At 61.4% G+C, this 15,186-nt stretch carries 12 protein-coding genes; 3 read left to right on the forward strand and 9 right to left on the reverse strand.

What is annotated here, in order from left to right:
* Nucleotides 1-48: 48 nt before the first annotated feature.
* The 3 genes from RF819_RS03865 to RF819_RS03875 are packed head-to-tail and all read right to left on the reverse strand — an operon-like array spanning nucleotide 49 to nucleotide 3,600.
* The gene (locus RF819_RS03865) at nucleotides 49-969 is read right to left on the reverse strand and encodes an ABC transporter permease (RefSeq protein WP_078363749.1); all 921 of its coding nucleotides are present in this window, start codon (nucleotides 967-969) and stop codon (nucleotides 49-51) included.
* Nucleotides 969-2,036, reverse strand: a complete 1,068-nt coding sequence (locus tag RF819_RS03870; protein WP_078363750.1) for an ABC transporter permease — start codon at nucleotides 2,034-2,036, stop codon at nucleotides 969-971. The genes RF819_RS03865 and RF819_RS03870 overlap by 1 nt, the downstream gene beginning before the upstream one ends.
* Nucleotides 2,023-3,600: an ABC transporter ATP-binding protein gene (locus RF819_RS03875; RefSeq protein WP_078363751.1), complete on the reverse strand. Its 1,578-nt coding sequence runs from the start codon at nucleotides 3,598-3,600 to the stop codon at nucleotides 2,023-2,025. The genes RF819_RS03870 and RF819_RS03875 overlap by 14 nt, the downstream gene beginning before the upstream one ends.
* Before the next feature lie 216 nt (nucleotides 3,601-3,816).
* On the opposite strand from RF819_RS03875, the gene xdhA reads away from it, so the two are divergent.
* Nucleotides 3,817-5,277, forward strand: coding sequence for a xanthine dehydrogenase small subunit (gene xdhA / locus RF819_RS03880; RefSeq protein WP_078363752.1), 1,461 nt, complete (start codon nucleotides 3,817-3,819; stop codon nucleotides 5,275-5,277).
* The gene (gene xdhB / locus RF819_RS03885) at nucleotides 5,274-7,592 is read left to right on the forward strand and encodes a xanthine dehydrogenase molybdopterin binding subunit (RefSeq protein WP_078363753.1); all 2,319 of its coding nucleotides are present in this window, start codon (nucleotides 5,274-5,276) and stop codon (nucleotides 7,590-7,592) included. Before xdhA ends, xdhB begins: the two co-directional genes overlap by 4 nt.
* Before the next feature lie 78 nt (nucleotides 7,593-7,670).
* On the opposite strand, the gene RF819_RS03890 is transcribed toward xdhB, so the two are convergent.
* A complete protein-coding gene (locus RF819_RS03890; RefSeq protein ID WP_078363754.1) occupies nucleotides 7,671-8,294 on the reverse strand; it encodes a Crp/Fnr family transcriptional regulator in 624 nt (207 codons plus the stop codon).
* A gap of 182 nt (nucleotides 8,295-8,476) precedes the next feature.
* Between RF819_RS03890 and RF819_RS03895 the strand changes: the two genes are divergently transcribed.
* On the forward strand, nucleotides 8,477-9,919 hold the full coding sequence (locus RF819_RS03895) for an 8-oxoguanine deaminase (protein ID WP_078363755.1): 1,443 nt from the start codon (nucleotides 8,477-8,479) through the stop codon (nucleotides 9,917-9,919).
* A 67-nt stretch (nucleotides 9,920-9,986) separates the two neighbouring features.
* Here RF819_RS03895 and RF819_RS03900 read toward each other — a convergent pair whose 3' ends face one another.
* The 5 genes from RF819_RS03900 to RF819_RS03920 form a co-directional block, all read right to left on the reverse strand.
* The gene (locus RF819_RS03900; protein WP_078363756.1) at nucleotides 9,987-10,703 is read right to left on the reverse strand and encodes an ABC transporter ATP-binding protein; all 717 of its coding nucleotides are present in this window, start codon (nucleotides 10,701-10,703) and stop codon (nucleotides 9,987-9,989) included.
* Nucleotide 10,704: 1 nt separating this feature from the next.
* Nucleotides 10,705-11,475, reverse strand: a complete 771-nt coding sequence (locus RF819_RS03905; protein WP_078363757.1) for an ABC transporter ATP-binding protein — start codon at nucleotides 11,473-11,475, stop codon at nucleotides 10,705-10,707.
* Between the two features lie 26 nt (nucleotides 11,476-11,501).
* Nucleotides 11,502-12,584 (reverse strand): ABC transporter permease subunit, encoded by a 1,083-nt coding sequence (locus RF819_RS03910; RefSeq protein WP_078363758.1) that lies wholly within the window; start codon nucleotides 12,582-12,584, stop codon nucleotides 11,502-11,504.
* Nucleotides 12,585-12,595: 11 nt separating this feature from the next.
* Nucleotides 12,596-13,525, reverse strand: coding sequence for a branched-chain amino acid ABC transporter permease (locus tag RF819_RS03915; protein WP_078363759.1), 930 nt, complete (start codon nucleotides 13,523-13,525; stop codon nucleotides 12,596-12,598).
* A gap of 331 nt (nucleotides 13,526-13,856) precedes the next feature.
* Nucleotides 13,857-15,161, reverse strand: a complete 1,305-nt coding sequence (locus tag RF819_RS03920) for a replication-associated recombination protein A (protein WP_078363760.1) — start codon at nucleotides 15,159-15,161, stop codon at nucleotides 13,857-13,859.
* Between the last annotated feature and the right edge of the window lie 25 nt (nucleotides 15,162-15,186).

The following is a 15,186-nucleotide window of genomic DNA, read 5'->3' on the forward strand; positions in this document are numbered from 1 at the left end:
TAAAGAAAACAGTGATTATGAGTCCAGCGCAAACCAATTCGTCAAGGCTCAGGCGCCTGGATAAAAAGGTTTGCCAATGCTGGCGGGCATGTTGATGCGAATCCACTGCGGGTTGCGCGAGATCAGCGCCAGCACCAGAATGGTTGCCACATAAGGCAACATGCTCAGGAACTCGCTGGGCACATCGACCCCGATACCCTGCAGATGGAACTGCAACATCGTCACACCACCAAACAGGTAGGCACCAAGCAATACCCGTGCCGGGCGCCAAGTGGCAAAGGTGGTCAAGGCCAGCGCAATCCAGCCTTTGCCAGCCACCATGCCTTCCACCCACAGCGGGGTGTAGATCACCGAGATGTAGGCGCCAGCCAGGCCACACAAGGCGCCACCGGCCACCACCGCTGCCAGACGGATACGGCGCACCGGGTAACCCAGCGCATGGGCCGACTCGGGGCTTTCACCCACACTGCGCACAATCAGGCCGCTGCGGGTGCGGTACAGGAACCAGATCAAGGCCAGCGCAAACAAAACCGTCAGGTACACCAAAGGATGGTGGCGAAACAGCGCCGGGCCAACCAGCGGGATGTCTGACAGGTAGGGCACAGCGAACGACGCACGTTCGGGAATCCTGGCCTGCACAAAACTGGTGCCTACAAAGGCGGAGAAGCCGGTGCCAAACAAGGTCAGCGCCAAGCCGGTGGCGTACTGGTTGGTATTGAGCCAGATCACCAGCAGGCCAAACACCGCCGCCAACGCGCCACCCACGGCCATGCCAGCGACAAAACCCAACCAGTCCGAGCCGGTCGTGACCACCGTGGCAAACCCGGCAATGGCGGCGCACAGCATCATGCCCTCGGCCCCGAGGTTAACGATGCCCACCTTCTCGTTGATCAACAGCCCCAGCGAGGCAATGGCCAGCACCGTGCCTGCATTCAATGTGGCTGCCAACAGCAGCGCGTACGACTCCATCACAAGCTCCTGCTTTGTCGCCAGACCAGGCGGTAGTTCATCAAGGTGTCGCAGGCCAGCAGACTGAACAGCAGCAGGCCCTGGAACACACCGGTAAGGGATTTGGTGAGGCCCAGACGCGATTGCGCCAGCTCACCCCCAATGTAAAACATGCTCATCAACAAGGCTGAGAACACCATGCCGACCGGGTGCAGGCGCCCGACAAAGGCCACGATGATGGCTGCGAAACCGTAACCCGCAGGCACATAAATGGTCAGCTGACCGATCGGCCCTGCCACCTCCAATGCCCCGGCCAGCCCGGCAGCACCACCCGAGATCAACAACGCCGTCCACAAGGCCTTGCGCGAAGAAAAGCCCGCGTAACGCGCCGCCGCTGGCGCCAGGCCACCCACCTGCAGCGAGAACCCGGCACGGGTGCGAAACAGGAACACCCACAACGCGGCCACACCCAGCAAGGCAAAAAACACCCCTATGCTCACGCGTGAGCCGGTGAACAGGCGCGGGATACGTGTGACAAGCTCAAAGGTCTTGCTTTGCGGAAAGTTGAAGCCCATCGGGTCTTTCCAAGGCCCGCCCACCAGATAACTCAGCAGCTGCACCGCCACATAGACCAGCATCAGGCTGACCAGGATCTCGTTGGCATGGAAGCGGTCCCGCAGCAAAGCGGTGATGCTGGCCCAGACCATGCCACCCAGCATGCCCGCCAGCAAAATCGGCAACACGATCCAGGCACTGGTGTCCCGCTCAGCCAGCAGCGCCACCCCAGCGGCAAAAATCGCACCGATGATGTATTGGCCCTCGGCACCGATGTTCCAGACGTTCGAGCGGAAACACACGGCCAGCCCCAGCGCAATGATCAGCAGCGGTGTGGCCTTGACCAGCAGTTCACCCCAGGCGTAGGCGCTGCTGATGGGCAGCCAGAAAAACATCTGCAAACCCTTGACCGGGTCTTTGCCCAGCGCCACAAACATCAGGGTACCGACCAGCACCGTGATCACCAGCGCCAGCAAGGGCGAGGCAAAGGTCCAGATCTTGGACGGCTCGGGACGCGCCTCAAGCTTCAGCATGACCCGCCTCCTGCACCACCACCCCCGACATCTCGGCCAGATGCGCCTGCACCTCCACATCCCACAAGCCACTCATCCATTCCCCAATCTTTTCAACCGTGGCCTGCGCCACCGGCACCGACGGTGACAACTGGCCACGCGCAATCACATGCAGCCGGTCACACACCTCAAACAACTCGTCGAGCTCTTCACTCACCACCAGCACCGCGCAACCGGCATCTCGCATCGCCAGAATCTCACCCCGAATCTGCGCGGCGGCACCCACATCCACACCCCAGGTCGGCTGCGACACGATGAACAGCTTGGGTTTGGCGTCGATCTCGCGCCCAACAATGAACTTCTGCAAATTGCCGCCCGAGAGTGAACGCGCCAGTGAACGCGGCCCACCAGCCTTGACCTTGAAGCGGTTGATGATGTCGTCCGCCTGCGCCTCCAGCTGGCTGAGCCGCACCCAGCCCCCCAGAAAACGCGGGTAGGCAATCGCTTCCTGGCGCGTCAGCAACAGGTTGTGTGCCAAGGGCAAGGTCGGCACCGCACCACGGCCCAGGCGCTCCTCGGGCACAAAATGCAGGCCCAGCTTGCGCCTGCGCCCCGGGTGCATTGCCGCCACATCGATGCGGCCGATGCGCACACTGCCAGGTTTGGCGCGGGTGTCTTCGCCCGACAGGGCGCACAACAATTCTTTCTGGCCATTGCCAGAGACACCAGCAATACCCACCACCTCACCAGCGCGCACCTCAAACGACACCGCCTCCAGGTCGACGCCAAACTGGTCTTCACGCGAGAGCGTCAGGTTGCTGACCCGCAGCACACTCGGGCCGGGGTCTTGCGCCCGGTGGGTCAGCTGCGGCGGCTCGGCGCCAATCATCAGCTTGGACAAGGAGGCATTGCTTTCCTGCGCCGGGTTACACACACCGGTGACCTTGCCACCGCGCAGCACGGTGCAGGCATTGCAGAGTTCGCGGATTTCATGCAGCTTGTGGCTGATGTACAAAATGCTGCAGCCCTCAGAGGCCAATTTTTTGAGCACCACAAATAACTTGTCCACCGCCTGCGGTGTGAGCACCGAGGTGGGCTCGTCCAGGATCAGCAGCTGCGGGTTGGTCAGTAACGCCCTGATGATCTCCACCCGCTGCATCTCACCCACACTCAGGGTGTGCACCGGGCGCGTCGGGTCGATATCCAGCCCGTACTCAGCCGCCTTGACCTCGATGTTGCGGGTGACCTCGGCCAGACTCAGGCTCTTGCTCAAGCCCAGCCAGACGTTTTCTGCCACGGTGATGGTGTCGAACAAGCTGAAATGCTGAAACACCATGCTGATGCCCAGGGCCCGCGCCTCTTGCGGGTTTTTGATGTGCACCGGCTGGCCATTGAACAGCACCGAACCCTCGTCAGGCTTGACCGAGCCGTAGATGATCTTCATCAGGGTCGATTTGCCTGCGCCGTTTTCGCCAAGCACCGCATGGGTTTCGCCGGGAAGCACCACCAGATTGACTTCACTGTTGGCCACCACGCTGGGGTAACGCTTGGTGATGCCGCTGAGTTGGAGTCGGGGAGTGGTCATGGACGGACGCGCAAGATGTGTTTCAGAAAACCGAGCAAAGGTGGGCGGAAAATGATTTTGGACGGAAGTGTATTGAATAAACCGGCCCACTCAGCGCCCAAAGCAACAATCAATTCAAAGCAAGGACAATGCCACCCTTGGCAAGAATCTTGCTGCAAACCTGCTAAAAACGCTCTTTGTACCTGACACCCATCACCGCCTGCTGGATTCATTTTTATGCCTCATCCCGAGCTTTCCTTTGTGCACCGTGGCCAGATCATTCACCTGCGCGAGGTGCCGCCCACCCGCACCCTGCTGCAACTTTTGCGCGACGACCTGGGTATCAACGCCACCAAGGAAGGTTGCAACGAAGGCGATTGCGGCGCCTGCACCGTGGTGATCGGTGAACAACGTGGCGACCATCTGCACTACAGCGCGGTCAACAGCTGCATCCGCCTGGCGCACTCCATCCACGGAATGGCGCTGTGGACCGCGCAAGACCTGAGCGCGGCCGACGGCAGCTTGCACCCGGTGCAGCAGGCGCTGCTCAACCAGCACGCCAGCCAATGCGGCTTTTGCACGCCCGGGTTTGCGATGAGCCTGTTTGGCCTGTACCAGAACCAGGTCTGCCAGGGCAAACCTGTGAGCCGCGAGGGTGCCCAGGAGGCGCTGTCGGGCAACCTGTGCCGCTGCACCGGTTACCGCCCGATTCTGGACGCCGCACAGCAGATGCAGACGCTGCCCCGGGTCACCCTCGACGAGGCTGAGATACTCTCAAAACTGGAGCATATTTCCCTTATTCCAAAAGGGCTGGAGGCCGATTTATCATATAAATCACCGACCACACTGGCTGAGCTGCTGGCCCTGCGGGCGGCCCACCCGCAGGCGCAGATCGTCGCGGGTTGCACCGATGTGGGCTTGTGGATCAACAAGTTGCACAAGGACTTTGCCGAAGTGCTCGATGTGACCCGGGTGGCCGAATTGCGCCAGATCAGCACCGACGACACCCACCTGCGCATTGGCGCGGCGGTGACGCTGACCGACGCTTTTGCCGCGCTGGCCCAGGACCGCCCTGCCCTGGTCACTTTTGCCAATCGTTTTGCCGGGGCACCGGTACGCAACTCGGGCACGCTCGGTGGCAATGTGGCCAATGGTTCACCGATTGGTGACTCGATGCCGCTGCTGATCGCCCTGCAGGCGCGTGTGCAACTGGCCAGTGTGCGTGGCAGCCGCGAGCTGGCGCTGGAGGCGCTCTACACCGGCTACCGCCAGAATGTGATGGCCAGCGACGAGCTGCTGACCCAGATCATCGTGCCCAAGCCCGAACCTGATGAACTGCTGCGGGTCTACAAAATCTCCAAACGCCAGGAAGACGATATTTCTGCGGTCTGCTTCGCGGTTCGGCTGCAGGTACAGAACGGTGTGGTGACCCAAGCCTCCATCGGCGTTGGCGGTGTGGCAGCCACACCGGTGCGCGCCGTTCAGACCGAAGTGACACTGACTGGACAAGCCTGGACTGAAGCCACGGTGGAGGCTGCGGCGGCCGCCTTGCGCCAGGAGTTCCAGCCGATCTCCGACATGCGCGCCAGCAGCGACTACCGCCGACAGGTGCTGGGCAACCTGATGCAGCGCTTCTGGTTGGAGAGCCAGGGGCAAACCCTTGTGACGCTGGCTGACCTGACGCTGGAGGGTCTATGAACACCACCACCCACAGCATCGGCCGCACCGTGGCCCACGAAAGTGCCCGTGCACAAATCGCCGGTGCCGCGCCCTACATTGACGACCTGCCCGAGCTGCGTGGCACCTTGTACGCCGCGCCTATCCTCTCCACCGTGGCGCACGGCAAGATCAATGAGATCCATACGGCTGCAGCCCTTGCCCTGCATGGGGTGGTTGCTATTGTTTTGGCGAGTGATGTGCCTGGCGACCCCATACTGGCGGCGTTTGCCGGAGACGAGCCGGTGTTCGCCCGTGACACCGTGCAGCACATTGGCCAGGTGATTGGCCTGGTGGTGGCCACCGACGTGATGCTGGCCCGGCGCGCAGCGCGGCTGGTCAAGCTTGATATCACGCCCCTGCCCGCGATCCTGACGGTGCCCGACGCGCTGGCATCCGAGAGTTATGTGTTGCCGCCGGTGACGGTGGCGCGTGGGGATTCCGACGCCGCTCTGGCACGTGCACCACACACCCTCAAGGGCACGCTCGAAGTCGGTGGCCAGGAGCACTTCTATTTGGAAGGCCAGATCGCCTACGCGCTGCCGCAGGAGCAAAACCAGTGGCTCATCTACAGCAGCAGCCAGCACCCCGGCGAGGTGCAGCACTGGGTGGCGCACGCGCTGGGGCTGGACAACCACGCGGTGCGGGTCGAATGCCGTCGGCTCGGTGGTGGTTTTGGTGGCAAAGAAACCCAGGCTGGCCATCTGGCGGTGTGGGCGGCAGTGGCCGCAGCCAAGGTCAAACGCCCGGTCAAGCTGCGGCTGGACCGCGACGACGACTTTCTGATCACCGGCAAACGCCACCCGTTCAGCTACCAGTACACCGTGGGCTTTGATGACACCGGGCGCCTGTGCGGCCTCCAACTGATGATGGCGGCGCACTGTGGTTTCAGCGCCGATTTGTCCGGCCCGGTGGCCGACCGCGCGATCTTCCACGCCGACAACGCCTACTACCTGCAGGATGTGGCCATCACCTCCTACCGGCTCAAGCTCCACACCCAGAGCCACACCGCGTTTCGTGGTTTTGGCGGGCCGCAAGGCATGATCGTGACCGAAACGATTCTGGGCGACATCGCGCGCCAGCTTGGGCTCGACCCATTGGCCGTGCGCTTGCGCAACCTCTACAGCGATGAGCCACTGAACCCTGCCGAGCCCGGCCTGCGCCGCGACACCACCCACTACGGCATGCAGGTGGAAGGCAATATCCTGCAGCCCTTGCTCTCAACACTGGAGCAGTCATCCCAATACCAAAAACGGATAGAGGCCATTTCCGCTTGGAATGAACAACACCAGACGCTCAAGCGTGGCATCGCGCTGACACCGGTCAAGTTTGGCATCAGCTTCACCGCCACGCTGTTCAACCAGGCCGGTGCGCTGGTGCATGTCTACCTGGATGGCAGTGTGCAGATGAACCACGGTGGGGTCGAGATGGGCCAGGGCCTGAACACCAAGGTGGCGCAAATTGTGGCCGACGAACTCGGTGTGCCACTGCACAAGGTGCTGGCCACCGCGAGCGACACCAGCAAAATCCCCAATGCCTCGGCCACCGCCGCATCAGCCGGTACCGACCTCAATGGCCGTGCCGCCCAGTTTGCGGCGCGCCATGTGCGCGACAACCTGGCAGCTTTTGTCGGCGGGCTCGACGGTGTGGGCGCCGGTGCGGTCACCTTCCAGGGCGGCCAGGTGTTCACTCCCAAGACCACGCGCACGTTCGATGCGGTGGTGCAACTGGCCTATGCCAACCGCATCCAGCTCTGGAGCGACGGTTTTTACCGCACGCCCAAGATCCATTACGACAAAACCACGCTGAGTGGTCGGCCGTTTTATTACTTTGCCTACGGTGCGGCGTGTACCGAAGTCGCCCTCGACACCTTGACCGGCGAGAACAAGGTGATACGGGTGGACATCCTGCACGATGTCGGTCGCTCGATCAACCCCGGGCTGGACGTGGGTCAGATCGAAGGGGGATTTGTGCAGGGCATGGGCTGGCTCACCACCGAAGAGCTGGTCTGGAATGACAAGGGTTTGTTGACCACCCACGCCCCCAGCACCTACAAGATCCCGACCGCGGGTGACATTCCCGCCCATTTCAAAGTCGATTTGTGGGACGCCCCCAACACCGAGGACAACGTCGGTGGCTCGAAAGCCGTGGGGGAACCACCCTTCATGCTCGCCATCAGTGTGTTTGAGGCACTGCGTGACGCGGTGGCGCGTGCGCGGGACGATGGCGCGGTGGTGCAGCTCAACGCACCGGCGACACCGGAAAAGCTGCTCAAAGCCCTGACCCAGGTCCGCTGAATGGCCAGCCTGGGTGCACGGACCTGTCAGAAACGAAAAACGCCGCAGAAGCGGCGTTTGGACGGTTTGGGGCGGGACTCAGAAACCGGCGAGAGAGCGCAAGGCACTTGGGTTGACCAGGTTCAACACCCGACCCGATCCGCTGATCAGGCGTTTTTCACGCAGGGTGCGCAACACGCGAGAGAAGGTCTCTGGCGCAATGCCCAGCTGGGCGGCAATGCTGCGTTTACGCTGCTGCAGCTCCACAGCCAGATCACCCTTGGCGCCAAAACGCGCGTGGCTCAACAGCCATTCGGCGCAACGTGCTTCGGCATCCTTGGCCAAACGGCTCATTGCAAATTCGGTCTGGCGACGGTGCGCCATCGCTACATCGGTCAGCACCGCCTGGGCGGAACCGTGCATGTCGGCAATGGCTTTTTTGAAATCTGTGGTGGCCACCGAGCACAGTTGCAAGGGGGTGTCGGCCACGGCATCCACCAGATGTGGCAAACCCAGCACCACCGAGCTGGCGTCGAGCCAGCACGGGCCCTCCAACACGCCAATCTGGTGTTCCATCTCCTCAGCGCCCATGACACCCAGCGCCACGCGGCCGGACTCGATGTAACAAACTTGATCCGCCTCAAACCCGCGGCGCAGCAGGACTTGACCACGGTTAAGGGTGCGCATTTGCGCCTGCGGATTGATGGTGTGTACTGAGAACATGGGAGTGACTGTGCCGTAATCTCAAGTTGACAACCTTGAGATAGATCAAACAAGACCTGATTTGACGCGAAACAACCACATCCCTACCCACAACGTCGGGCTTCTGCCCGCTTTGCCCGGCATCGGGACCAGACCGTTGATGCGAACATGACCCCCTTTGAACACCACCGATTCCGACGACCATGCCGACCCTGCTGATCCACAACGCCCACTGCATCGCCACCTTTGACAACGCCGATCCCCTGGCCGCGCGCGAGTTGAGGGACGCCTCGGTGTTCATCCGCGACAACACCATCGAGGCCATCGGACCTGCGGCAGAGCTACCACAAACGGCCGACGAGGTGATCAACGCGCGCGGCCACTTGGTGACTCCCGGCCTGATCAACACCCACCACCACATGACCCAGAGCCTCACCCGGGCTATTCCTGAGGTGCAAAACGCCGAGTTGTTTGGCTGGTTGCGTGGCCTGTACCCGATCTGGGCTGGCCTCACGCCCGAGATGGTGCGGGTCAGCACCCAGATTGCGATGGCCGAGCTGCTGCTGAGTGGCTGCACCACCAGCAGCGACCACCTCTACATCTACCCCAACGGCGTGCGGCTGGATGACAGCATCGAAGCAGCACAAGCCATTGGCATGCGTTTTGTCGCCAGCCGGGGCAGCATGAGTGTGGGCCAGTCGCAAGGGGGTTTGCCGCCCGATGCCGTGGTCGAGAACGAGGCGTTCATCCTCAAAGACACCCAACGCCTGATCGAGACCTGGCATGACCCACGTCATGGTGCGATGGTGAATGTGGCGGTGGCGCCGTGTTCCCCCTTCAGCGTAAGTCAAGATCTGATGCGCCAGTCGGCCCTGCTGGCACGCAGCTACCAAGTGCGCCTGCACACCCATCTGGCCGAGAACGACCACGACCTGGCCTACAGCCGCGAGAAGTTCAACTGCACCCCCACGCAGTACGCACAAGACCTGGGCTGGCTCGGGCCTGATGTGTGGCATGCCCACTGCGTCAAGTTGGACGACGCGGGCATCAGCCTGTTTGCAGCCACGCGCACCGGAGTGGCGCACTGCCCGTGCAGCAACATGCGCCTGGGCTCGGGCATTGCGCCGATCCGCAAGATGCTCGACGCGGGCGTGCCGGTGGGTTTGGGGGTGGATGGCAGCGCCAGCAACGACGCAGCGCACATGGTCAATGAAGCGCGCCAGGCTCTGCTGCTGGCGCGTGTGGGCCGAGCCATGTTGCCACCCGAAACACGGACCCAGGCAGACGGTTCACAGCGCCGCTTTTTTGGCTGTGATCTAGGTCCAGCCGAGATGACCGTGCGTGATGCCTTGGCCCTGGCCACACGCGGTGGGGCGCAGGTGCTGGGTCGGCCCGACATTGGCCACCTGGCGGTCGGCATGTGTGCCGACCTGGCTTTGTTTGATCTGGAAACGCTGGGGTTTGCCGGTGGCGCGGTGCACGACCCGGTCGGTGCACTGTTGTTGTGCACCAGCCCGCAAGCGGCTTACACCATTGTGAATGGCACCGTTGTGGTGCAAAAAGGGCAACTCAGTACGCTGGAACTGGGCCCGCTGGTTGAGCGGCACAACCAACTGGCCCGCCAGCTGGCCAATTTGGTGCACTGAGACGTGCTGCGTTTTAGGTAGCTACCAGCCCTTGTTGCGTAAGGGCTAGAAGCATAAAAGGCTTGAACTATTCGCCCAGGTAGGCGGCACGCACCTTGGGGTCTTTGAGCATGGTCTTGCCCTCACCGGTCATGGTGATCAGACCCGAGTCCATCACATAACCGCGATTGGCCAGGGCCAACGCGCGGCTGGCGTTCTGCTCCACCAGCAGCACCGTGACACCTTGGGCATACACGTCACGCACCACCTCGAAGATCTTGTCGACCATGATCGGTGACAGACCCATCGACGGCTCATCGAGCAAGAGCACTTTGGGGCGGCTGATCAGCGCACGGCCCATGGCCAGCATCTGTTGTTCACCACCGCTGAGCGTGCCAGCGAGCTGGTCCTTGCGCTCTTTCAGGCGCGGGAAGATGCCAAACACCTTCTCGATGTCCATCTGGATCTCAGGCTTGTCGTTGCGGATGTAGGCGCCCATCTGCAGGTTTTCCAGAATGGTCATGCGCGTGAAAATCCCGCGCCCTTCGGGCACCATGGCCAGGCCCTGTTTCACCAGATCCCACGGCCCTTGGCCACGGATGCTCTTGCCCAGGTACTCGATGTCACCATCGTTGATCGGCAGCGAGCCGGTGATGGCCTTCATGGTGGTGGTTTTACCCGCACCGTTGGAGCCGATCAGCGACACCAGTTCGCCCTCGCGCACCTCAAAGTCCACACCTTTGACGGCCTGGATGCCGCCGTAAGCCACTTTGAGGCCTTTAACTTTCAGAAGAGTTTTTGTCATATCAGTGGCCACCCGTGCCCAAATAGGCTTCAATCACTTTTTCATTACGTTGCACTTCGGCGGGTGTCCCCTCGACCAACTGCTTGCCGTAGTCCAGCACAGTCACCCGGTCACACAGGCCCATCACCAGCTTCACATCATGCTCGATGAGCAGAATGGTGCGGTTGTCGTTGCGGATTTTGTCGATCAGCTCACGCAGCAACACCTTTTCGGTGCTGTTCATGCCCGCAGCGGGTTCGTCCAGCGCAATCAGCTGCGGGTCGGTGGCCAGGGCACGGGCAATTTCCAAGCGGCGTTGGTCACCGTAGCTCAGGGTGCGGGCCTTGAAATCGGCCAGTTTGCCAATGCCCACATAGTCCAGCAGCTCATGCGAACGCTGGGTGATGGCGGCTTCTTCGGCCTTGAAACCCGGCGTGCGAAAAACCGCCCCCAGCAAACCCGAGTGGGTGCGCACATGGCGCCCCACCATGACGTTTTCCAGGGCCGTCATTTCGGCGAACAAACGGATGTTCTGGAAGGTGCGGGCAATGCCGGCTTTGGCCACCTCGTGCACGGCGGTGGGCTGGTAGGGTTTGCCTGCCAGCTCAAACGTGCCGGTATCTGGCGTGTACAAACCGGTGAGCACATTAAAAAACGTGGTTTTACCGGCACCATTGGGGCCAATCAGGCCATAGACCTGGCCGCGTTTGATCTGGATGCCCACATCGCTGAGGGCCTGCAGGCCACCAAAACGCTTGGACACACCCGAGACGTTGAGAACTGTATCTGTCATAGTCGTCGATTCCTTTGAGACACCGCTCAGGGCTTGGTGCTGGTCAGTGATTTGCCATGCTCTGGCGCGGGCCACAGGCCGCGTGGGCGCAGCAGCATGATGCTGATCATGGCCAGAGCAATCAGCAGCTGGCGCAGGATGGAGGCATCGAGCCGACCACCGGTCATGCTTTGCAGCGGCCCAGCCACATAACGCAAGACCTCAGGCATGGCCGACAGCGCTACCGCACCCAGGATCACACCAGGCAAGTGGCCAATGCCACCCAGCACCACCATCGCCACAATCATCACCGACTCCATCAGGCTGAAGGACTCGGGCGAAATGAAGCCCTGGAACGAGGCAAACATGGCACCCGAGACACCACCAAAGGTGGCACCCATACCGAAGGCCAGCAATTTCAGGTTGCGGGTGTTGATGCCCATGGCCTTGGCGGCAATTTCATCTTCGCGGATCGCCATCCAGGCCCGACCCACACGCGAGAGTTGCAAGCGGTGCGAGATCAGCACACTGAACACCACCAGCACCAGGAACAGGTAGTAGTACAGCGTCACCGAGGCAATGTCATAGCCAAAAATGTCGATGCGTTTGCCAAAACTCATGCCAAAAAAGGTCAGCGAGTCGATTTCGCCCATGCCTTTGGGGCCGTTGGTGATGTTGACCGGGTGGTCCAAGTTGTTCATGAACACCCGGATGATTTCACCAAAACCCAGGGTCACGATGGCCAGGTAGTCACCGCGCAAACGCAAGGTGGGCGCACCCAGCAAAACACCGAACAGCGCCGCCAGACCTGCGGCTGCCGGGATGATGACCCAGATCGGCATGTGCAAGCCGTTCGGGAACATGGCCGCAATGGCCGGGAAGTTCTCGGTCAGATGCGGCGAGGCCAGCAGCGCGTACATGTAGGCGCCAATGGCAAAAAACGCCACATACCCCAAGTCCAGCAGACCGGCGTAACCCACCACAATGTTCAGACCCAGCGCCAGCAGCACATACAGCAGCGCCATGTCGGCAATCCGCACCCAGGCATTGCCAAAGCCCTGCAGGATGAGTGGGGTGACCAGCAGGCCCACGGCCGCCAGCAGGAAAACGATGATTTGTTTCTGTTTCATGACCCGTCTCCTCAAGCGCGGTCAGCCACGCGCTCGCCCAGCAGGCCGGAGGGCCGCAACGTCAGCACAATGATCAACACAATGAACGCAAAAATATCGGAATAGTGGCTGCCCAGCACACCACCGGTGAGGGCACCGATGTAACCCGCACCCAGCGACTCGATCAAGCCCAGCGCAATACCACCGACCACCGCACCAGCCAGGTTGCCAATGCCACCAAACACCGCCGCCGTGAAGGCCTTCAGACCTGGCAAAAAGCCCATGGTGTGTTGCACCGTGCCGTAGTTGGCAGCCCACATCACACCTGCAATCGCGGCCAGCACCGCACCAATCACAAAAGTGGCCGAGATCACAAAGTCGGGTTTGACACCCATCAGGGCCGCCACGCGCGGGTTTTCGGCGGTGGCGCGCATGGCACGCCCTAGCCGGGTGTAGTTCACCAACCACATCAGCACCGCCAGCGAGATCGCGGTCACACCCAAAATCAGCACCTGCGTGAGGGTGATCACCGCGCCGCCAATCTCATACGGCACCATCGGCAGCAGGTTCGGGTAAGGTTTGTAATTGGGCTTCCAGATGATCATGGCCAGGGTCTGCAGCAGCAGCGACATACCAATGGCGGTGATCAGCGGCGCCAGACGGGGGCTGTTGCGCAAGGGACGATACGCCAGTTTTTCAATCGAAAAGTTCAGCACCGCAGCGACCACCGCAGCAATCAGCATCGACACCAACAGGATCAACCAGCCGGGTGTGCCGGGCATCGCGTCCTGCATCAAACCGATGACGCTCCAGCTGGTCAGAGCCCCCACCATCAGAACCTCGCCATGGGCAAAATTGATCAATCCGATGATGCCGTACACCATGGTGTAGCCCAACGCCACCAAGGCATACATGCTGCCCAACACCAGACCATTGATGATCTGCTGTATCAAGGTTTCCATAAATATTTTTCTCCGAAATAAGCCGAATAATTGTGTCGGCCGGTACGTCGACCCTGGGTAAGGGTCTGCAAAACCATGCACTACAAGCAACCCGGTTTCTCTAGCAATAAGCCTGCCAGTACAAAGCACCGGGGGCGGAAGTGGCCGCGATTGTAGTCAAGGTCAAATGGCCCGCCGCCCCAGTACTGGCGCGGGTTTACCCCCGGATTCACACTCCATCAGATCAGCTAATCGGGGATGACGATGTCTCATTGACCGCCTGATGCACGCACAACACCGCTGGCCAATCGGTCCTGAACGCACCTGCACGAGCCAATGGCCATATCCGGCATCAGCGTTTGCCAGCGGACGCAGCGGCCTGGTTTTGCGCACGCAAGGCACGCATCTTGTCGGCAATCTTGATCTCCAGACCACGCTCCACCGGTTGATAAAAACCGGGTTCGGCCATGCCCTCAGGCAAATAACGTTCACCGGCCGCAAAGCCGCCAGCCTCATCGTGCGCGTAGCGGTAGCCCTTGCCGTAGTCCAGCTGTTTCATGAGTTTGGTCGGTGCGTTGCGCAGGTGCATGGGCACCGGGCGGGTGCCATCTTGCTTGACAAAGGCCTTGGCTGCATTGAAAGCTTTGTAGACCGCGTTGCTCTTGGGGGCGATGGCCAGGTAGACCACACACTCGGCCAGCGCCAGCTCACCCTCGGGGCTGCCCAGGCGCTCATAGACTTCGGCCGCATCCAGCGCCAAACGCAAGGCCCGCGGGTCGGCCAGACCAATGTCTTCGCTGGCCATACGGACCAGGCGTCGCGCCATGTATTTGGGGTCGGCGCCACCGTCGAGCATGCGCACCAGCCAGTACAACGCGGCGTCCGGGTCACTGCCGCGCACACTTTTGTGCAAGGCCGAGATGGTGTCGTAAAACTGTTCGCCACCCTTGTCGTAACGGCGCATGCGCTCACCCAGCACCTTGAGCAACCAATCGTCGGTGATCTCGACACGCTTCTCCTGTGCTGCCGCCACGGCCAAGGTTTCCAGGGTGTTCAGCAGACGCCGGGCGTCCCCATCGGCATAAGCTACCAAACGCTCAACTGCTGCGTCTTCAATAGCAGGCACCCCTTGCAGCGTCTGGGCTGAAGCCACAATGTGCTTCAAATCATCGGCGGTAAGCGCTTGCAACACATAAACGGCTGCGCGTGACAACAGGGCCGAGTTGACCTCGAACGAGGGGTTTTCGGTGGTGGCGCCGATGAAGGTGAACAAACCGCTTTCCACATGCGGCAAAAAAGCGTCCTGCTGGCTTTTGTTGAAGCGGTGCACCTCATCGACAAACACCAGTGTGCGCCGACCCTGGGCCTGGGCCAGTTGCGCCTGCTCGACCGCCTCGCGGATGTCCTTGACCCCACCGAGCACCGCGCTGATGGTGATGAACTGCGCGTCAAACGCATCGGCCATCAGCCGCGCGATGGTGGTTTTACCGGTGCCCGGCGGGCCCCACAGGATGCAGCTGTGCGGCTGACCTGACTCAAAAGCCAGGCGCAGGGCCATGCCCTCGCCCAGCATGTGTTGTTGGCCAATCACCTCGGCCAGGGTCTTGGGGCGCAGGCGCTCGGCCAGCGGCGGGTGGTTGGAGGGCGCGGTGCTCATGACCCTATTGTGGCCTGACCAGGCG

The sequence above is a fragment of the Rhodoferax fermentans genome, assembly GCF_002017865.1.
In the GTDB taxonomy this organism is placed as follows: Bacteria; Pseudomonadota; Gammaproteobacteria; order Burkholderiales; family Burkholderiaceae_C; genus Rhodoferax; species Rhodoferax fermentans.

What these genes read in the sequence shown, in the direction of transcription:
- RF819_RS03875 (WP_078363751.1), bottom strand. Translation starts at nt 3,600, where the DNA reads ATGACCACTCCCCGACTCCAACTCAGCGGCATCACCAAGCGTTACCCC.
- xdhB (WP_078363753.1), top strand. Translation starts at nt 5,274, where the DNA reads ATGAACACCACCACCCACAGCATCGGCCGCACCGTGGCCCACGAAAGT.
- RF819_RS03900 (WP_078363756.1), bottom strand. Translation starts at nt 10,703, where the DNA reads ATGACAAAAACTCTTCTGAAAGTTAAAGGCCTCAAAGTGGCTTACGGC.
- RF819_RS03905 (WP_078363757.1), bottom strand. Translation starts at nt 11,475, where the DNA reads ATGACAGATACAGTTCTCAACGTCTCGGGTGTGTCCAAGCGTTTTGGT.
- RF819_RS03870 (WP_078363750.1), bottom strand. Translation starts at nt 2,036, where the DNA reads ATGCTGAAGCTTGAGGCGCGTCCCGAGCCGTCCAAGATCTGGACCTTT.
- RF819_RS03920 (WP_078363760.1), bottom strand. Translation starts at nt 15,161, where the DNA reads ATGAGCACCGCGCCCTCCAACCACCCGCCGCTGGCCGAGCGCCTGCGC.
- RF819_RS03910 (WP_078363758.1), bottom strand. Translation starts at nt 12,584, where the DNA reads ATGAAACAGAAACAAATCATCGTTTTCCTGCTGGCGGCCGTGGGCCTG.
- RF819_RS03895 (WP_078363755.1), top strand. Translation starts at nt 8,477, where the DNA reads ATGCCGACCCTGCTGATCCACAACGCCCACTGCATCGCCACCTTTGAC.
- RF819_RS03915 (WP_078363759.1), bottom strand. Translation starts at nt 13,525, where the DNA reads ATGGAAACCTTGATACAGCAGATCATCAATGGTCTGGTGTTGGGCAGC.
- xdhA (WP_078363752.1), top strand. Translation starts at nt 3,817, where the DNA reads ATGCCTCATCCCGAGCTTTCCTTTGTGCACCGTGGCCAGATCATTCAC.
- RF819_RS03890 (WP_078363754.1), bottom strand. Translation starts at nt 8,294, where the DNA reads ATGTTCTCAGTACACACCATCAATCCGCAGGCGCAAATGCGCACCCTT.
- RF819_RS03865 (WP_078363749.1), bottom strand. Translation starts at nt 969, where the DNA reads ATGGAGTCGTACGCGCTGCTGTTGGCAGCCACATTGAATGCAGGCACG.